Source organism: Actinoallomurus purpureus (genome assembly GCF_024055795.1).
Lineage (GTDB): Bacteria > Actinomycetota > Actinomycetes > Streptosporangiales > Streptosporangiaceae > Actinoallomurus > Actinoallomurus purpureus.
Genome location: NZ_JAMXMY010000002.1, coordinates 151,757 through 168,850, shown reverse-complemented (window position 1 = coordinate 168,850; position 17,094 = coordinate 151,757). Strand labels below are relative to the sequence as shown.

The window sequence follows — 17,094 nt, the reverse complement described above, 5'->3', positions numbered from 1 at the left end:
GTCAGTCCCACTCCAGTCCACCGCGCCGCCACACGTAGGCGTACGCGATGAGGACGGTGACGATGAAGAGCACCATCTCGACGAGACCGAACAGCCCCATGTGGTCGAAGGCGACCGCCCAGGGGTACAGGAAGATGATCTCAATGTCGAAGACGATGAACAGCATCGCCGTCAGGTAGTACTTCACCGGGAAGCGACCGCCGCCGACCGGCTGCGGGGTCGGTTCGATGCCACACTCGTACGCCTCGAGCCGGGCGCGGTTCCAGCGCTTGGGACCCGTGAAGGACCCCATGACGACCGAGCCGGCAGAGAACAGCAGCGCGAGCACGCCGAGTACGACAATAGGAACGTAGAGGTTCAAATCCCTACACCCCCCTCTTGGTGAGTGCCTTCGAACGCGCCTCCGGCGCGGCACGGCCGTGCTCCACGGCCGGGATTCCCATCCTAGGCAGGGCGATCATCACTTCTTCTCTCGGGGTGTCACGCCGCCGGCGCGAGCTTCGACATCGCGTTGATGATCCGGTCCATCGCGTCGCCGCCCCGCGGGTCGGTCAGGTTGGCGAGCAGCTTCAGCGTGAACCTCATCAGCGTGGGGTGCGGCAGGCCGTGGCGTGTCGCGAACTTCATGACGCGCGGATCGCCGATCGCCTTCACGAAGATCCGCCCGACCGTGTAGTAGCCGCCATAGGCCTCCTTCAGCACGCGCGGGTAGTCGTGCAGGGCACGCTCGCGTTGCGCGGCGGTCGGCCGGCCCAGCGCCTGGACGATTACCTCGGCCGCCATCTCGCCGGACTCCATCGCGTACGCGATGCCCTCGCCGTTGAAGGGATTGATCATCCCGCCGGCGTCGCCGACCAGGAGGAGGCCCCGCGTGTAGTGCGGCGTCCGGTTGAATCCCATCGGCAGAGCCGCTCCGCGCACCGGGCCGGTGGCGTTCTCCTCGGCGTAGCCCCACTCCTCCGGCATCCCGGCGAGCCAGCTGCGCAGCAGCGCGCGGTAGTCGACGTTCTTGAACGAGTCACTGGTGTTGAGCAGGCCGAGGCCGACGTTGGAGGTGCCGTCGCCGACGCCGAAGATCCAGCCGTAGCCGGGCAGCAACCGGTCGCCGTCCCACAGCTCCAGCCAGGACTCGAGGTAGTCGTCCTCGTGCCGCGGGCTCGTGTAGTAGCGCCGGACCGCCACGCCGATCGGCCGGTCGTCGCGCTTGCGCAGCCCCATGGCGAGGGACAGCCGTGTGGAGTTGCCGTCGGCGGCGACGACGAGCGGCGCCTTGAAGGTGATGTCTCCGTCGGCGGTCTTGGCGACGACGCCGGTGATCCGGCCGGTGCGGTCGTCGAGGACCGGGCCGGTCACGTTGGTGTTCATGCGGAGCTTCACCCCGGCGGCGACGGCGCGCTCGGCGAGGATCTGGTCGAAGTCCATCCGCGTGCGGACCAGGCCGTAGTCGGGGTAGCTCGCGAGGTCGGGCCAGGGCAGCTCGAGGCGGGTGCCGCCGCCGATGATCCGCAGGCCCTTGTTCCGGATCCAGCCGGGCGCGTCGATATCGACGCCCATCTTGATCAGCTGCTTGACCGCACGGGGGGTCAGGCCGTCACCGCACACCTTCTCGCGCGGGAACGTCGTCTTCTCCAGCAGGAGGACGTTCAGCCCCGCCTGGGCCAGGTGGTAGGCCGTAGTCGAGCCCGCCGGGCCGGCGCCGACGACGATGACGTCGGCCTCGGTCACGGAATCCTGCTGCGGTACGGCCACTGGCTCGGTCACGAGAATCCTTTGGATGCACGGTTTCGGTTGTGCCGCCCTGATCGGGGGCGATGCCGCGTCGGATCGTACGGGGCTGCGGGAAGCCGGGTGCGACCCGGGGGGCGATCTGGCTCATTGTTCTTTTGTGAAGCACTTCACAAGCGCCTTACACCGTGAGTGTAAACCTTGCGTGACACAGCTTGGGAACCACGCGCGCGGCCCGATCGTACGCGCCTGCCCGCGTGCGGTGTTAACCGAAGGCTTGCGTACGCTTACTGCCCATGACGCGCGCATCCCTGGACAAGCGACCGGCCGAGGTCGCGGCGATGTTCGACCGCACCGCCGCGCGCTACGACCTGCTCAACGACCTGATGACCGGTGGCCTGGACCGCCTGTGGCGGCGTGAGGTCGTCAAGGCCCTGGACGTACGACCCGGCGAGCGGGTCCTCGACCTGGCGGCCGGCACCGGCACCTCCTCGATGCCCTTCGCCGAGGCGGGCGCGCACACCGTCGCCTGCGACTTCTCGCTCGGGATGCTCCAGGAGGGCATGCGCCGGGGCGGCTCGGCGGGCGTGCGCTTCGTCGCCGGGGACGCGCTGCGGCTCCCGTTCGCAGACGCCTCCTTCGACGCGGTGACGATCTCCTTCGGCATCCGCAACGTCAGCGACACGGTTCAGGCCCTGGCCGAACTGCGCCGGGTGACGAGGCCGGGCGGGCGCCTGGTGGTCTGCGAGGTCAGCCGGCCGCCGAACCCGGTGGTGCGGACCCTGCACGGCCTGCACCTGAAGGTCGGCCTGCCGCTGATGGCCAAGGTCAGCTCGAACCCGGACTCCTACCACTACCTCGCGGAGTCGACGGCGGCCTGGCACGACCAGGCGGCGTTCGCCCGGCTGATGCAGGAGGCCGGCTGGACCTCGGTGCGCTGGCGCAACCTCACCTTCGGCGCCGTCGCCCTCCACCACGCCCGCCGCTGACCCGCCCGGCGCGAGCCGACCGTCGCGACAAAGGCGGCACCCGCGGCGGACCGAGCGTCGCCGCGACGCCCGGATGGCAAGACCAGGGCGCTGTTTCATAAGCCCGCTGTCCGGCTGCGCGGCGCTTATGAAACAACCCCTACGACGCCGGGTCGCGGCCGTTCGACGCGGGGTTCGGGCTGCCGGTGGCCGGCTGCGGATCGTCGTCCGTGCGGTCGGTGGCCTCCGCCTCGCCGGCGGCGGCATCGGAGGAGGCCGAGGTCCCCTCCTCGCCGTCCTCGCGAGCGGCTCCGGCGGCGAGGTTCTCCCGCATCCGGGCGGCACGGCGGGTCACGGAGGCCGACACGGCGTCGCGCTGACGGGACAGCAGCACGAAGCTGATGACGCCGCTGATCAGGATGGCCAGCGCGAGGAGCAGGAACCCGCGCGCACCGGTGAGGAACAGCACTCCGGCGGTCGCGCCGAACAGCGCCAGCCGGGCAACGGTGTAAAAGAATACGGAACGCATGACCTTCTGAGACTATCCCTCCTCGGCAGGAGTCGATCCGGGGGCCGGGCCGCCGGCCCCCGGGCCGTGGTTCGTCACTCGCTCCCGGTCGGCCGGTGCGGCTCGCCGAGGATCTCCGCGTACAGCTTCGGATCGACGTTGGCGCCGGAGACGACGGCGACGTGCCGCTGCGGGCGTCCTCCGTGGTGCCGGCCCCGGGCGCCGGTCGCCGTGAGATGCCCGGCGGTCGCGACCGCGCCTCCCGGCTCGGCGACCAGACCCGCGCCGCGGGCGAGCAGCCGCATCGCCGCCCGGATCTCGTCCTCTCCGACCGTGATGATGTCGTCGACGTGCGCGCGGATGTGCTCGAAGGGCAGTTCGCCGACGCGTTCGAGGCGCAGGGCGTCGGCGATCGTGCGCCCGGTCTCGGCGGCGGGCCAGCCGATCCGGCGGCCGGCCCGGAAGGACGCCTGCGCGTCGGCGGCCAGTTCCGGCTCCACGCCGATGACCTTGGTCTCGGGCCGCTTCGCCTTGATCGCCGTGGCGATGCCGGAGATCAGTCCGCCGCCGCTGATCGGTACGAAGACCGCGTCCACCTCGGGTTCCTCGTCGAGGATCTCCAGGCCGATCGTGCCCTGCCCCGCGATGATCCGCGGGTCGTCGAACGGCGGGATGAGCGCGTACCCGTGGGCCGCGGCCAACCGGTCGGCCGTCTCCACGCGGGCCTCGATCGTCGGCTCGACGAAGACGATCTCCGCGCCGAGCGCACGGCAGGCGTCCATCTTCACGGCGGGGATCGTGGTCGGGACGACGAGGACGGCGAGGATGCCGAGGACGTTCGCGGCGTACGCCACGGCCTGGGCGTGGTTGCCGCTGGAGTGGGCGATGACGCCGCCCTTCCGGTCCTCCTCGGGAAGCGCGCTGATCGCGGCGTACGCGCCGCGGAGCTTGAAGGAGCCGACCGGCTGCAGCGACTCGGCCTTCAGCAGGAGGGGGGCGGAGGACGCCGTGCCGCGGAGCGGCACCAAAGGGGTGCGGATGGCGACGCCGGACAACCGCCGAGCGGCGTCCTCGATCTCCTCCAATGTCACAAGATCGGGCATGTCGAGCAGCCTACGGGGGCGGAGTGGACCGCCGTGCGGCGGTCAGCACCTCGCCCGTGCGTCGGTCCGGATCTCACGCGCGACGGCGGTCGCGCCTGCCGTGCGGCCGCCCCCGCCGCAGCGTGCCGGCGCCGCCGACCTGCCGTGACGGCGGGCCGCGACGGACGGCGCGACGTCGGCCCCGCAACTGGCCCGTCACGTGTAGTCATTACTGCATGTCACAAAACTACGTAGCGTGATCTTTTCCGAAAACAAGGGAGAAATCGGTCTTGACACGGCAGACTGAGAAACAGTCCACCCGCGACGAGAGCGGGACAAAGGGGGAGAGAAAACGTGGAGAGTACGAGCGAGCGCCTGCTGACCCCGGGTGAGGTCGCCGCCCTGTTCCGGGTCGACCCGAAAACTGTCACGCGCTGGGCCGCGGCAGGCCGGATCAGCAGTATCCGGACGCCGGGCGGACACCGCCGTTTCCGGGAATCCGAGGTGCACGCACTTCTGAGAGGCGAGGAGCCGGTCGAGGCCTCCGTACGCAGCGAACTGAGCCGCTAGACGTCCGAAGGACGGCGACCGCGACTCGCCGTCACTCCTCTGACTGTCGAGCCTTGAACTCCTCGAATTCGGCGCGCAGCGCCTCATCATCCTCGCGCCACCGGCGGCGCTTCTCCGCCATCTCCTCTTCCGAGATCGACTGAGCGAGAAGCCGCTGGTAATCAGGGTCCTCCGGGCCGATCTCCACATAGGCCTGCCCGATCACGCTCCCCGACCCGCCATGCGCCTGCCGCCCGCGCGCCAGCACGCTCGTGGGCACCCGCAGGTTACCGCCGGGGAGCCTGATCACGTACATCGCAGATCACCTAAATCCCATATTTGCGGTTGAAGAAAAGCATCACATTGAGCGCCGCCCGGGTATCGCCGCCGAGCATGTCGACAAGCGCCGGCCGTTGTCGCGACGCGATCGCCGCGAAGGCGTCCGCGAAGAACTCGTGACGACCGAGATCCTCCGCCTGCCGGTGAAAGTCGCTCTCCAAGTGTGGAAGGCATTGGGCGTACAGCGCGCGGAACTCCGGTGTGTCGGACTGCCATTGTCGGCCGCCGTCATCGGTCATCGTGCCGTCGATGTCGTCAAGGGCGTGCCCGATCTCGTGCAACATCACGTCTGGAGTGGGTGACGGACGGTCACCGACCACGATGGTGCGATCGCCGTACGCCCCGGCACAGATGTCCCACGTCGCCTTTCCCGACGGCAGCGGCTCGCCCCGGAGGTACCCCATGTCGTCGAGGTCCGGGACGCCACCGGAGCCGACGTAGATCCCGTTGAGACCCTCGGCCAGCTTGTCCTTGAGCACCTCGGGCAGTTCGGCGAGGCTGTCCACGGCCCGTACGGCGTCCGGTGGGATCGGGTCGCCGTCGGCGGACCACTGGCGGTACAGGATGTTCTCCAGTGCTCCGCAGTGGCGGCGCCCGTCCCGTACGTCGGGCGCGTCCGGCGGATGGGGCGCCGTGCGCGGCAGTTCCTCGTCGAGTTCGAAGTCCTGCCAGGTGTAGCGGAGCTCGGCCGGCCGGTCGGGGACCGGGGTGTCCACCTGGTCCGGGAGGCGCCGCTCCTCGTCGGGGCGGAGCTTGCGGAACCGGCCGAGCGCGTCTCTCGGCTGCAGGTGTCGCGGCCGGGCGGCGGTCCGCTCAAGGGGCGCGGTCCGATCGGCCTCGCCAATGGACTCCCTGCCCCGGCGGTGGCGGCCCGTCCGGGAGTCGGCGGCCGGTGCCTCGAGCTGCCGGCGACGGTTCACCCGGTAACGCATGACACGTCCCCTCGCCTCGGCTACGCGGAAGCGTAGGCCAGGCACCGGCCGCCCGTCATCCCCCCATGCCGGTGATTCGGCGGCCCGCTGCGGCCACCCTTACCGTGACATTCAGGTCGGCGGGTTACTCTGCGACCATGCTTGTCCTTGCCGTCGTGCTCGTCCTAGTCGCACTCGGCGTCTGGCTGTTCTGCCTGTTCGACGTGCTGTCGACCGATGAGAGCGAAACCCGGCATCTGCCGAAGTTCGCGTGGTTCCTCATCGTTCTGGTGGGCTTCGAACTCGGCGCCGTCGCCTGGCTCCTGTTCGGCAGGCGCCGCAGATTCGTCACGGCCGGCGTGGCCGCGTGGCCCCCGGAGTTCCTCACCTCGCGGGACGGCCGCGAGGCCGGGACGGGGCCCGGGGGCGAGCGCGGTCCGCTGGGCCCGGACGACGACCCGGAGTTCCTCCGCCGGCTCGATCGCCGCCTCCGCGGCGAGGATTAGCCGGAAAGCCGCCGACCCCGGGCGCCGGTGACGGCGGCCGGGGTCGGAGAAGCGTTTCTCGGTGACCGCGGGAGTCAGTGCAGGGCGCTGCCCTTCACCCACTTGTCCCAGGACAGGGCCCAGTAGACCCAGCCGTTGCTGTCGGTCTCGTTGGCCAGCTTGCGGCTCGTGCCCGTGACGTTCACGATGTCGCCGCGCTGCGCGATGTTGTAGAAGTAGCGCGCGCCGGTCGGCGAGGTGCGGACGCAGCCGTGGCTCGCGTTGCGGTGGCCGAGCGCGTCGTACTCCCCGACGCTCTGGTGGACGTACTCGCCCTTGTTGGTGATCCGGACCGCGAGGTTGACGACCTCTTTGTAATAGCCCGGGTCGCCCTTCTTGCGGTTCGGCGACTCCATCGTCACGCTCTCGGACTTCTCCTGCGTGATGTGGATACCGCTCGTCGTGGTGTACTCCGTCGTCGTGCCCACGCCGGTGCTGATCGGGAACTTCTTGATCACGCCGTCGTGGTTGACCTTCATGTAGTCCGTCTTGGAGTTGGCCACCGTGACGTTCGACGCACCGATCTTGAAGGAGCGCGCCGTGTCCGCCTTGCCGTACACGCCCTTGAGGCCGCGTACGCCGGCGAGGTGGGCGGTGAAGGTGACGTTCTGGTGCGCCCCCCAGAACTTCTGGGTGCGGAAGACGACCTGCTGGCTCGACATCCAGTGCCAGGCGCCGGTGTCACCCTTGTCCGACTTGACCTCAAGGGACCGCTCGACGTTCGCCCTGTTGGCGATCGGCTTGTCGAACGTCACGAGGATCGGCATGCCGACGCCGACCTTCTCGCCGGGCTGCGGCGTGATGTCGGTGATCTTGAAGCTCTGTGTGGCCTTCTGCGTCTGGAACTTGCTCTGAGTCGTGGTGGTCTTGCCCTTGGCGTTCTTGGCCGTGACGTTCACGGTGTAGGACGCGCCGGGCGTGAGCGTCCACTTGGTCTTCCACTGCGTGTGGTCGGGCGTGAAGTCGCCCGGCACCGGCTTGCCGTCCTGAGCGACCGCCACCTGCTCCAGCTTGCCGCCCGCGGCGGCGACCGCGACGCCCTGGTCCGGGCGCACGGAGCCGGTGCCGTTGGCCGGAGTGATGTGCACCTGGGCATCAGGCGCCTTCGTCCCGCCCTCGCCGTTCGTGCCCGCCTCGCTGTTACCGCTGCACGCGGATGCACCGGCGAGCAGGGCCGCCATCACGATCACGCCGACGGTCGACCGCCTGTTCGCCACCCGAGTCCTCCCAGATTCACCCACGCCCCATCTGACGCCCGTCGCGGGCAAAAAGTTGCCAGTGGGACTTAATTAATCAACCAGCGTAGGAGTGCAACCCGGAGACGAGGTAGTTGATTCCGAAAAAGTTGAACAAGAGGCACCCGAACGCGATCAGGGAGATGACGGCCGCCTTGCGGCCTCGCCAGCCCGCCGTGGCGCGGGCGTGCAGGTAGCCGGCGTACACGACCCAGGTGATGAACGACCAGGTCTCCTTGGGGTCCCAGCCCCAGTAGCGGCCCCACGCGGAGTCCGCCCAGATGGCGCCGGCGATGATGGCGAACGTCCAGATCGGGAAGCCGAACATCATGGTGCGGTGCGAGATGCGGTCGAGCGTCTCCGCGTCCGGGACCCGATCCATGATCCCGCCCGGCTTGCCGGCCTTGTCGCGGGCCTTGACGAGGTAGAGGATCGTGGCGACCCCGGCGACGGTGAACGTTCCCGTGGCGGTCACGGCGGCGGTCACGTGGATGGCGATCCAGTAGGAGTGCAGCGCCGGGCGGAGCGGGCCGGGGTCGTTGTAGAGCCAGATGGTGGCGATGCCGAGCGCGATGATGACGGCGACCATGAGGAACGGGCCCAGCCAGCTGACCTTGTAGCGCCACAGCATCACGAGGTAGACGGTCACGGCGGCGAACGTGATCGCCGAGGTGAACTCGTACATGTTGCCCCAGGGCACGCGGTCGGCCGCCATGCCCCGGGTGATGATCTCGGCGCCGTGCACGCCCCAGGCGAGCACGTTGATGAGGACGGCGAACCGGCCCCACTCGATCCGGCGGCCGTCGTCCTCGGCCTCCTCGACGTCCGTGGCGGCCTCGGACGCCTCGGGGCCGCCCGCGCCGATGAGGACCTTCGCCTCGCTCGGCACGGCCGCGGCGCGCCGCCCTCCGAACGCGATGTCGGCGGCGTACCCGACCATGGCGACGACATAGAGCAGCACCGCGCCGAGCATCAGCTGATTGCTCAGGTTGGCCAGATGGGTGTCGACCACAGTCGTCACTCCTCGTCTGTGTTCGGGGGTTCTTCGGGAGCGGCCTTCTTGAGCCGCTCGACGATCGCGTCGAAGTCCGGAGTAGCGCCGCCGAGCGTGAGCCCTCCGACCTCGACCACGGTACGCCCGCCGTCGGCGGCCTTCGCACGGACCCACACCCTGCGGCGGCGCACGAGGAAGGAGGTGACGATGCCCATGATCGCGATGATGCCGGCGGAGAGGGCGGGGACCCGTCCGGGGTCATGGTTGACCTGGACGCTGATCCACTGCTTGTAGCCGTCGAAGGTGACCGAGCCCGCGCCGCCCGGCAGCGTCAGGGTCTGCCCGATCGCCAGCGGCTTGGTCTGGTTCCCCATGACGATCGGCTTCAGCTTGGCGGTGTCCAGCTTGTACACCGACTGCGGGGCGCCGTTTGACAGGCCGAGGTCGCCCTTGAAGACGTACAGGGCGACCTGCGGATTCCAGGCGGCGGGGAACGCCGAGACGACCTTGCCCTGCTGGTTCGGCACGGCCGTGGGCCAGAAGTATCCGACGATGCCGAGTTGGTCGGGCTGGGCGTCGGGCACCTTGATGACGCCCTCGGAGGTGAACGTCGACTCCTCGCTCGGCAGGAACGGGACCGTGCCCTGGAAGGCGACCTGGCCCTTGCCGTCGCGGACGGTGAACCGGGGCGCGTAGCCGTGGCCGAGCAGGTAGACGCGGGCGCCGTCGACCACGAGCGGGTGATTGACCTGCAGGTCGTACGACGTGACCGGGGACTTCAGGCCCGCCTGGTAGCGCACCTTGGCCGCGAACTTGGTCGGCTGCCCGCGGTTGGGACCGCTGGTGAGGTAGTTCGCGCTGAAGGAGTCGAGCCAGACCGTGAACGGCGGCAGCTTCGAGGCGTTGAAGCTGCGCCCGCCCTTGAACGCGTCGTACGAGGTGAGGGTGTTGGAGAAGCCCTCGCCCTCGGTCACCAGGACGTTGCCCTTGTAGCCGAGCGCCGTGCCGGAGCCGACCGCGAACAGCAGCACGAGCAGGGCGAGGTGGAAGACCAGGTTGCCGGTCTCGCGGAGGTACCCCTTCTCGGCGGCGACCGCGTCGTCGTACGCGTCGAGGCGGAACCGCCGCTCCTTGAGGATCTTCCGCGCCTCGGCGAGCACCTCGTCGGGCGCGGCGGCCGTCTCGTACGACGCCGCCTCCGGCAGCCGGCGGAGATTGCGCGGTGCCTTGGGCGGGCGGGACCGCAGCTGCGAGAAGTGGTGCTTGGTCCGCGGCAGCACGCAGCCCGCGAGGGAGATGAACAGCAGGATGTAGATCGCCGCGAACCAGGGCGCGGAGAACACGTTGAACAGCGACAGCCTGTCCAGCCACGGCGCGAGCGTCTTGTGCCGGTCGAAGAACGTCGCGACCTTCTCCGGCGCGAGCCCGCGCTGCGGCAGGAACGACCCGGGCACGGTGCCGAGCGCGACGAGGAACAGCAGCACCAGCGCCGTGCGCATCGAGGTCAGCTGCCGCCATCCCCAGCGCAGCCAGCCGATCAGGCCGATGCCCGCCGGGCGGTCCTTCGGCGCCTGCGGCGCGGCCTGTGCCTCGGGAGCGTCGACGCTCACGGGCGTGCCCCCCTGTCGAAGCTCATCAGATCACCGTCTTGAAACCGGACACCCAGCCCTGCAGTTCGACCGTGAGGTGGCCCCATGCCCCGGTCACCAGGAGCACCCCGATCGCGACCAGCAGGCCGCCGCCGATCCGCATGACGGCCTGGTAGTGGCGCTTGACCCAGCCGAACGCGCCCAGCGCCCTACGGTACGCGACGGCGGTGAGCAGGAACGGCACGCCCAAGCCCAGGCAGTAGGCGAAGGACAGCAGCGCGCCGCGCGCCGCGCTCGCCTCGGTGTAGGCCATCGCCTGCACCGCCGCGAGGGTCGGGCCGATGCACGGGGTCCAGCCCAGGCCGAACAGCGCGCCGAGGAGCGGAGCGCCCGCCACCCCGGCGGCGGGCAGCCGGCTCGACTTCACCGTCCGCTGCAGCCCCGGGACGAACCCCATGAACGCCAGGCCGAGCACGATGGTGACGCCGCCCAGCACCTTCGTGATGACGGCGGCGTGCCGCTGCAGCAGCGCGCCGAACCCGCCGAACGCCAGCCCGGCGCTCACGAACACGATCGTGAACCCGAGGACGAACAGCGCGACCCCGAGGAGCAGCCGCCCCCGCCGCTGCTCCGCGAGGTCCGCGCCGCTCATGCCGGTGACGTACGACAGGTAGCCCGGCACGAGCGGCAGCACGCACGGCGACAGGAACGACACCAGCCCGGCCGCCGCCGCGACCGGGAACGCCATGACGAGCGATCCGCTGGTGATGGTGCTCATCTACGTCACTTCTCGGCCGCGACTTTGGTGACGAGGTCCTGGAGCCGGGAGTAGGGCACGCTGCCGATGACGCGGACCGCGACCTTGCCGTGCCGGTCGACGATGAGGGTGGAGGGGACGGCGTTCGGCGGGATGTCACGGAAGGCGAGCGCGACCTGCCCCGCCTGGTCGTACAGGCTCGGGTAAGTGATCTTGAAGGTACGGGCGAACGCCTGCGCGTTGTCCTTGCCGTCCTTGATGTCGACGCCGAGGAACTGCACGCCCGAGCCCTTGGTCTGCTCGTAGATCTTCTCCATCGTCGGCGCCTCGGCGCGGCACGGCGCGCACCAGGAGGCCCAGAAGTTCACGACGACGACCTTGCCGCTCAGCTCGGCGAGGTCGAAGGGCTTGCCATCGAGCGTGGTGCCCTTCACCTGGGGCGCCGACCTGCGGTTCTTCAGGATCTGGCTGGAGTTGTCGCCGGCGACGTAGCGCGAGTCCGAGCCGCCGGGGCCGCTCTGCACCGAACCGGAGCCCGCACATCCCGCGAGCACGCCGGCACCGAGCAGGATCACCGCCGGAAAGGTCAGGGCACGGGGGGGCACGGGCACACTCCTACTACTACATCGTGTAGTACTCGCTTCTATTGTGCAGGAGGGCTCAGGCGCCGGGCACACTGGGGCGGCGGTACAGCTCGCTCGCCGGCTCCGCGTAGTCGACCTTGACGATGCGGTCGTCGTCGTACGTGAAGCTCGTCACGCTGGCCAGGCCACACTGCCGACGCGCCGGGTTGTGCCACATCCGGCGGCCCTCGACCCTGCGCCGCGTCACCCAGATCGGCAGCTGGTGGCTCACGCACACCGCCTCGTGACCGCGCGCGGCGTCGCGCACGTCGGCCATGGCGGCCAGCATCCGCCGGGCGATCTCCTCGTACGGCTCGCCCCACGAGGGACGGAACGGGTTCCAGAGGAACGGCCAGTGCTCGGGCCGGCGCAGCGACCCGTCGCCCACACCGAACGTGCGGCCCTCGAAGTGGTTGCCGGCCTCGATCAGGCGCTCGTCGATGCCCACCGGGAGGCCGAGCGTCTCGGCGATCGGCTCGGAGGTCTCCTGGGCACGCTCCATCGGCGAGGAGACGAGCGTGGTGATGTCACGCCCGTCGAACCACTTGGCCGCCGCCTTCGCCATCAGCCGGCCGTCGTCGCTGAGGTGGTAGCCCGGCAGCCGCCCGTACAGGACACCCTGGGGGTTGTGCACCTCGCCGTGGCGCAGCAGATGAACGATCGTCTTCATAGCGGTCCCACCCTACCGGCCCCCGGGCGCAGCTCCGCCGACCCCACCAGCGAGTCGGGAACGGCGACATCCTTCGCCAGACCGCCGACCCGCCGTCAGCGGTCGGCGGTCGGCGGTCGGCGGTCGGCGGGATGGATGTCATCAGGGATGCTCACCGGGACGAAGTCCGGTCTGAGCCCTTACCTGCATGCGCTGCCACCTGCAGCCGATGCAGGTGGCGCCGGATGCAGGTGACCACTGCCACACCGGGGTGCTGAGGTCCTTCGTGGACACGCCGCAGGGCATCGCGGCGTTCGGGCCGGTCTCCGCGATCCTTGAGTCGCACGCCGCCCGGGCGAACCTATCCGCCGCACGCGCATCTCATAGAAAGTGAAGATCGACATGAGGAATCGGCGGCTGTTCGCCGGTCTTGCCCTCGCGGCCGCGACCGTCGCCACGATGACGGCCTGCTCCGGCGGTGGCCAGAAGGCCACGTCGGTCTCGGCGGACGCGACGGTCAGAATCACCCCGGCGGACGCCACGCGAACCGCCCGACCCGACCAGGGCGTCGCGGTCGCCGTCTCCGGCGGGCGGCTGGAAGAGGTGGACGTACGGCAGGACGGCACGACGGCGCCGGGCGTGTTCGGCGCGGACCACACGTCGTGGAAGACCACCTGGACCCTCAAACCCGGTGCCTGGTACCAGGTGAAGGTCACGACCCGGAACTCCAGGGGCCGGCTCAGCGCGGTGACGAGCCGGTTCCGTACGGCCCCGGCGGGGCGGCGGATCGCCATCGCCGACGTCACCCCGCAGGCCGGGGAGAATGTCGGCGTCGGAATGCCGATCATGGTGACGTTCGACGGCCCGGTGGCCGACCGCGACCAGGTCCAGCACGCCCTCGAGGTCAGGGCGGGCAAGGCGGACGAGGGCGCCTGGCACTGGATGTCGGACCGGCAGGTCGTCTACCGCACCCACCGCTACTGGCAGCCGCACCAGAAGGTGGTCTTCACCGCGCACCTGGCCGGCGTGCGCGCGGCCAAGGGCGTGTATGGCACGGCCGACGTGACCAAGGCCTTCTCGATCGGGGCGTCCAACGTCACGGTGGCCAGCTCCAAGACGCACTACATGAAGGTCGACCACGACGGCGTCATGAAGACCTTCAAGATCAGTATGGGCAAGGCCACCACCCGGGAGTACACCACCACCAGCGGCATCCACCTGACCAAAGAGAAGGCCCAGGTGGTGCCGATGGAGTCCCCGAACTGCGGGCCGAACCAGCCGGGCTGCGACTACTACAAGGAGGACGTCCACCTGGCGGTGCGGATCTCGGACGGCGGCGAGTACGTCCACCAGAGCGTGGGCGAGTACGACGCGCTCGGCGTCCGGAACGCCAGCCACGGCTGCGTCCGCACCTCACCCGCCGGAGCCCGCTACTTCTTCGGCATCGCCCAGCGCGGCGACATCGTCAAGGTCACCGGTACGACCCGCCGGTTCGTCGACGAGACGAACGCGGGCGACTGGAAGTTCTGGAACTACTCCTGGGACGCCTGGCTCAAGAACGGCGACCTCCAGCGCTGACGTCGGACCTCCGGTGAGCCATGAGCGCCGCCCGTACCGCCTCGTCCTCGGGAATCCGGGAGCCGCACCCCGGCGAGCACAGGTCTCGATAATCGCTCCCGCGAATGCCTCAACGGTGGACGAATCACATTCCCTGCGGCACCTTGGCCGAGCGTTCCGTTCGCCGCTGGGAGACCCGCCACGGGCGACCACGACGGTCCGGCGACGCGACCGGTGAACAGCGCCCATCGATCGATGCCGACAGCCCACCGTGGTGGACCGATCACGGATAAGATCTCGGGCCGTGTCCTCCTGGCGAGCCGCAGGCGAATCCGCCCCCACGTACCCCCATCCGATGCAGACGCTGAGCCTCATGCTCATGGACGGCTCCGTTCCCCGGCGCGCCCGGGGCGATATGGACGCCTGTCTCGCCGCCGTTCTGGAGGGCGCCGAGAACACTCTGCGCCCGGACCCGGACACCCCGCTGCTCCACCCGTTCGGTCTGGTCATGGACGCGGACGGCGTGCTCCGGAGGGCCGCGCAGTACGAGGCGGACTACACCTACGACGAGACGGCCACCGCCGCCACGCTGCACCACCTCGCCGACGACTACCGCACCCGGGCGGCCGAGCTGCGCTGCGCCACGATCGCCTACTACGTGCGCATGAAGGAGCCGTCGCCGGGCGACACCGCACCCGTGAACGTCCAGATCCGCCGATCGACGGACTGGCAGAACGGCGCCCCGACGACCCCGCCCGGGACCGTCGACGCCGTCGCCATGGAGGTCGAGCACCAGGCGGGCTGCGCGCTCGCGGTGTTCATGCCGTACGCCTGGCAGGGGCCGCGACAGGAGTTCGTCGTCGGCGACCTGATGGCCGTCCCCGGCAAACGCCGCGTCTGGCCGGACGCCTGATCTCACCCCACGTGGTTCGGATCGGCGAGGACGCCGCGCAGCCGTGCGCAGACGGCCTCGACCTGGGACTCCTCCGGCAGTTCTCCGGCGCGGAACATCGCTCGCTGCAGTTCCGGCCCGAACGCACCGAAACGCCTCATGTCGGCCTCGGTGACCGGCTGGACGACGAAGTGGATGTGGCCGGGCACGCCGCCCGCGTGCGACCACAGGCAGACGTACACCTGCTCCGGCCGGACCACCTCGGTGACCGCCGCCGCCGTCCGCCGCAACAACGGCCCGAGCGCCGCACTCTCGGCCTCGTCCAGGTCCGCCACGTGCAGGACGTGGCGGACCGGTTTCACCACGAGGGTCCCGACCCCCAGCGGCCCGACGCAGTGCGCCACGACCCACCCCGAGCCCTCGTGAATCCGCCCGCCGGGCAACGGCCGGGTCCCGGAGAGCAGCTCACACGTGAGACACGAATCCTGCGGATCGGCCACGACTCGCCCTTCATGATCGTCGAGAGTTTTAGGCTCTCCCGCTACGAACACCCTCGACGATCACTGAACGACGGCGATTTCCACGCACTGACCACCCTGCTCGTCACTCCGCGTGCTTCTGCGCCATTGGACCGACGACAGTCCTTCAACGTTCACGTGCCCTCCAGAACCGAACGGATGAGCTCCTCGGACGCCGCAGCAGACAATGCCGCTGACCTGACCAGATCGAAGCGGGCTTTTAGCCACCCGACGTACCGATTTTCCTTCGTGATACCACCTGGGAGCTCGCCTGTCGCCGCGTAGGCCACGTCCGGCCCATTGTCGAATCCCATGATTGTGAAAGGCATCGAGAGGTATACCGGCGCGTCCTCCGGCACGATCTGGATGGTGATGTTGGGCTCCTTCATCGCGTCGAGGAGGCGTTGGAGTTGGGCGCGCATTACTTCGGGGCCGCCTACCTTGCGGCGGATGGCGTACTCGGACACTAGGAGGACTATCCACGGGGGCTCGTCGCGGCGGAGGATCTGCTGGCGCTCCATGCGGGTGGCGACGAGCTGCTCGACCCTGTCGGGGTGGTTGCCGGCGGCCAGGACGGCGCGGGCGTAGTCCTCGTTCTGGAGGAGGCCGGTGATCAGCATCGGCTCGAAGATGTGCATCGACGACGCGGTGCCCTCCGCTTCGAGGAAGGGGCGGAACCAGCCGAGCGCGAGTTCGCGAGCGGCGAGGGGCTGCAGCTCGGTGAAATAGCCGTCGAGGGCGAAGAGCCGGTCGAAGTCCTCCGACATCGCCGTCGTCGCGGAACGCTTCGCGGTTTCGATCTTCGAGATGAGGTCGCCGGTGCAGCCGACGCGGTCGGCGAGGGCGTCCTGCGTCCAGCCGTTGGCGTCGCGATACCTCCGCAGCTTGTGGGCGAAGAGCGCCGCCACCGAAGCCGTCGGGTCCACCTCACGCCGATATCCCATGTCGCCCTCCGGGCTGAAGCTGTCGGAGGTTGTCGAGCTCCTTCCATTGCCGAGAGTAGTCGCGCGACAACAGAGTGAGACTCGAATCGGAAATCCCGCGATGCACACGATGGGCAGGGCCATGACCGCCGACTCGTACTCTCTCAAGCTGGGGCCGCATCCGGGCGCCGCCAAGGTGGCCAGGCTGGCGGTCGAGCGGCGGCTCCAGGACTGGGCGCTGCCGGACCTGCTGGACGACGTGCACCTCATCACGACCGAACTCGTCTCCAACGCCGCCCGGCTCGGTGCCGTGTTCGAGCTGACGATCAGCCGTCCGGGCGACCGGACCGTACTCGTCGAGGTTCGGGACTGCGCCGACGGCGAGCCGTCGATCCGCGCCGCCGAGCCGGACGAGGAGGACGGCCGTGGGCTGTTCATCGTCCAGGCGTACGCCACGGAGTGGGGCTGGCGGGCGGACGGTGACGGCAAGACGGTCTGGGCCCGCTGCGGCCGATGAAAAGGCTCCGCGCGATCGGGTCTTCCCCCGAAGCCGATCGCGCGGCGCGGGCCGCGGCGAGCACGGAGGTGAGGGGCCGGTGCTCGCCGTGGCCCGCACAATGCTCGGTGCGAACCCGTTCGGACACAAATCGGCTCCGTGATCTCTTCTGTCCTGCCGAAACTCCCATTGGACGGCTCGTTTGTGTGCAGACGGGCTCGGCCTCGATCACCG

At 69.6% G+C, this 17,094-nt stretch carries 20 protein-coding genes; 6 read left to right on the top strand and 14 right to left on the bottom strand.

Annotation, left to right across the window (positions count from 1 at the left end; translation table 11 throughout):
* Nucleotide 1 precedes the first annotated feature (1 nt).
* A complete protein-coding gene (locus NE236_RS05400; protein WP_252840682.1) occupies nucleotides 2–361 on the bottom strand; it encodes an NADH-quinone oxidoreductase subunit A in 360 nt (119 codons plus the stop codon).
* A gap of 119 nt (nucleotides 362–480) precedes the next feature.
* Entirely contained in the window at nucleotides 481–1,761 is a 1,281-nt protein-coding gene (locus tag NE236_RS05395) for a geranylgeranyl reductase family protein (protein WP_252840681.1), read from the bottom strand.
* Nucleotides 1,762–2,021: 260 nt separating this feature from the next.
* Between NE236_RS05395 and NE236_RS05390 the strand changes: the two genes are divergently transcribed.
* A complete protein-coding gene (locus NE236_RS05390; RefSeq protein ID WP_252840680.1) occupies nucleotides 2,022–2,714 on the top strand; it encodes a demethylmenaquinone methyltransferase in 693 nt (230 codons plus the stop codon).
* Between the two features lie 139 nt (nucleotides 2,715–2,853).
* Here NE236_RS05390 and NE236_RS05385 read toward each other — a convergent pair whose 3' ends face one another.
* Nucleotides 2,854–3,222: a DUF4229 domain-containing protein gene (locus NE236_RS05385; RefSeq protein ID WP_252840679.1), complete on the bottom strand. Its 369-nt coding sequence runs from the start codon at nucleotides 3,220–3,222 to the stop codon at nucleotides 2,854–2,856.
* A gap of 74 nt (nucleotides 3,223–3,296) precedes the next feature.
* Nucleotides 3,297–4,304 (bottom strand): threonine ammonia-lyase, encoded by a 1,008-nt coding sequence (locus tag NE236_RS05380; protein WP_252840678.1) that lies wholly within the window; start codon nucleotides 4,302–4,304, stop codon nucleotides 3,297–3,299.
* 333 nt (nucleotides 4,305–4,637) lie between these two features.
* On the opposite strand from NE236_RS05380, the gene NE236_RS05375 reads away from it, so the two are divergent.
* A complete protein-coding gene (locus NE236_RS05375; RefSeq protein WP_252840677.1) occupies nucleotides 4,638–4,853 on the top strand; it encodes a BldC family transcriptional regulator in 216 nt (71 codons plus the stop codon).
* Between the two features lie 31 nt (nucleotides 4,854–4,884).
* Here NE236_RS05375 and NE236_RS05370 read toward each other — a convergent pair whose 3' ends face one another.
* Together NE236_RS05370 and NE236_RS05365 are read right to left on the bottom strand one after the other, a co-directional pair.
* Nucleotides 4,885–5,148: a hypothetical protein gene (locus tag NE236_RS05370; protein ID WP_252840676.1), complete on the bottom strand. Its 264-nt coding sequence runs from the start codon at nucleotides 5,146–5,148 to the stop codon at nucleotides 4,885–4,887.
* A gap of 10 nt (nucleotides 5,149–5,158) precedes the next feature.
* A complete protein-coding gene (locus NE236_RS05365; protein ID WP_252840675.1) occupies nucleotides 5,159–6,103 on the bottom strand; it encodes a hypothetical protein in 945 nt (314 codons plus the stop codon).
* Between the two features lie 137 nt (nucleotides 6,104–6,240).
* Between NE236_RS05365 and NE236_RS05360 the strand changes: the two genes are divergently transcribed.
* On the top strand, nucleotides 6,241–6,588 hold the full coding sequence (locus NE236_RS05360; protein ID WP_252840674.1) for a PLD nuclease N-terminal domain-containing protein: 348 nt from the start codon (nucleotides 6,241–6,243) through the stop codon (nucleotides 6,586–6,588).
* Between the two features lie 74 nt (nucleotides 6,589–6,662).
* On the opposite strand, the gene NE236_RS05355 is transcribed toward NE236_RS05360, so the two are convergent.
* The 6 genes from NE236_RS05355 to NE236_RS05330 form a co-directional block, all read right to left on the bottom strand.
* Complete coding sequence (locus NE236_RS05355; protein WP_252840673.1) at nucleotides 6,663–7,844, bottom strand: L,D-transpeptidase; 1,182 nt, start codon at nucleotides 7,842–7,844, stop codon at nucleotides 6,663–6,665.
* Between the two features lie 76 nt (nucleotides 7,845–7,920).
* Nucleotides 7,921–8,874, bottom strand: a complete 954-nt coding sequence (gene ccsB, locus NE236_RS05350; protein ID WP_252840672.1) for a c-type cytochrome biogenesis protein CcsB — start codon at nucleotides 8,872–8,874, stop codon at nucleotides 7,921–7,923.
* Between the two features lie 5 nt (nucleotides 8,875–8,879).
* Nucleotides 8,880–10,466 (bottom strand): cytochrome c biogenesis protein ResB, encoded by a 1,587-nt coding sequence (resB, locus tag NE236_RS05345; RefSeq protein ID WP_252840671.1) that lies wholly within the window; start codon nucleotides 10,464–10,466, stop codon nucleotides 8,880–8,882.
* Nucleotides 10,467–10,491: 25 nt separating this feature from the next.
* Nucleotides 10,492–11,223 (bottom strand): cytochrome c biogenesis CcdA family protein, encoded by a 732-nt coding sequence (locus tag NE236_RS05340; RefSeq protein ID WP_252840670.1) that lies wholly within the window; start codon nucleotides 11,221–11,223, stop codon nucleotides 10,492–10,494.
* Between the two features lie 5 nt (nucleotides 11,224–11,228).
* On the bottom strand, nucleotides 11,229–11,807 hold the full coding sequence (locus NE236_RS05335; RefSeq protein WP_252840669.1) for a TlpA family protein disulfide reductase: 579 nt from the start codon (nucleotides 11,805–11,807) through the stop codon (nucleotides 11,229–11,231).
* A 55-nt stretch (nucleotides 11,808–11,862) separates the two neighbouring features.
* A complete protein-coding gene (locus NE236_RS05330; protein ID WP_252840668.1) occupies nucleotides 11,863–12,495 on the bottom strand; it encodes a histidine phosphatase family protein in 633 nt (210 codons plus the stop codon).
* Nucleotides 12,496–12,876: 381 nt separating this feature from the next.
* On the opposite strand from NE236_RS05330, the gene NE236_RS05325 reads away from it, so the two are divergent.
* A complete protein-coding gene (locus NE236_RS05325; protein ID WP_252840667.1) occupies nucleotides 12,877–14,052 on the top strand; it encodes a L,D-transpeptidase in 1,176 nt (391 codons plus the stop codon).
* Nucleotides 14,053–14,386: 334 nt separating this feature from the next.
* Nucleotides 14,387–14,944 carry a hypothetical protein gene (locus tag NE236_RS05320; protein WP_252840666.1) on the top strand — a complete coding sequence of 186 codons (558 nt, stop codon included), beginning with the start codon at nucleotides 14,387–14,389 and terminating at the stop codon, nucleotides 14,942–14,944.
* 2 nt (nucleotides 14,945–14,946) lie between these two features.
* Here NE236_RS05320 and NE236_RS05315 read toward each other — a convergent pair whose 3' ends face one another.
* Both NE236_RS05315 and NE236_RS05310 read right to left on the bottom strand, forming a co-directional pair.
* Nucleotides 14,947–15,423 (bottom strand): HIT family protein, encoded by a 477-nt coding sequence (locus NE236_RS05315; protein ID WP_252840665.1) that lies wholly within the window; start codon nucleotides 15,421–15,423, stop codon nucleotides 14,947–14,949.
* Nucleotides 15,424–15,575: 152 nt separating this feature from the next.
* A complete protein-coding gene (locus NE236_RS05310; protein WP_252840664.1) occupies nucleotides 15,576–16,508 on the bottom strand; it encodes a helix-turn-helix domain-containing protein in 933 nt (310 codons plus the stop codon).
* On the opposite strand from NE236_RS05310, the gene NE236_RS05305 reads away from it, so the two are divergent.
* Complete coding sequence (locus NE236_RS05305) at nucleotides 16,507–16,881, top strand: ATP-binding protein (RefSeq protein ID WP_252840663.1); 375 nt, start codon at nucleotides 16,507–16,509, stop codon at nucleotides 16,879–16,881. The two genes, NE236_RS05310 and NE236_RS05305, sit on opposite strands and share 2 nt — an antisense overlap.
* Nucleotides 16,882–17,094: the final 213 nt, after the last annotated feature.

Coding starts and splice junctions, on each gene's coding strand:
- NE236_RS05360 (WP_252840674.1), top strand. CDS start 6,241: ATGCTTGTCCTTGCCGTCGTGCTCGTCCTAGTCGCACTCGGCGTCTGG.
- NE236_RS05330 (WP_252840668.1), bottom strand. CDS start 12,495: ATGAAGACGATCGTTCATCTGCTGCGCCACGGCGAGGTGCACAACCCC.
- NE236_RS05305 (WP_252840663.1), top strand. CDS start 16,507: ATGACCGCCGACTCGTACTCTCTCAAGCTGGGGCCGCATCCGGGCGCC.
- NE236_RS05385 (WP_252840679.1), bottom strand. CDS start 3,222: ATGCGTTCCGTATTCTTTTACACCGTTGCCCGGCTGGCGCTGTTCGGC.
- NE236_RS05390 (WP_252840680.1), top strand. CDS start 2,022: ATGACGCGCGCATCCCTGGACAAGCGACCGGCCGAGGTCGCGGCGATG.
- NE236_RS05380 (WP_252840678.1), bottom strand. CDS start 4,304: ATGCCCGATCTTGTGACATTGGAGGAGATCGAGGACGCCGCTCGGCGG.
- NE236_RS05320 (WP_252840666.1), top strand. CDS start 14,387: ATGCAGACGCTGAGCCTCATGCTCATGGACGGCTCCGTTCCCCGGCGC.
- NE236_RS05340 (WP_252840670.1), bottom strand. CDS start 11,223: ATGAGCACCATCACCAGCGGATCGCTCGTCATGGCGTTCCCGGTCGCG.
- NE236_RS05365 (WP_252840675.1), bottom strand. CDS start 6,103: ATGCGTTACCGGGTGAACCGTCGCCGGCAGCTCGAGGCACCGGCCGCC.
- NE236_RS05310 (WP_252840664.1), bottom strand. CDS start 16,508: ATGGCCCTGCCCATCGTGTGCATCGCGGGATTTCCGATTCGAGTCTCA.
- NE236_RS05370 (WP_252840676.1), bottom strand. CDS start 5,148: ATGTACGTGATCAGGCTCCCCGGCGGTAACCTGCGGGTGCCCACGAGC.
- NE236_RS05325 (WP_252840667.1), top strand. CDS start 12,877: ATGAGGAATCGGCGGCTGTTCGCCGGTCTTGCCCTCGCGGCCGCGACC.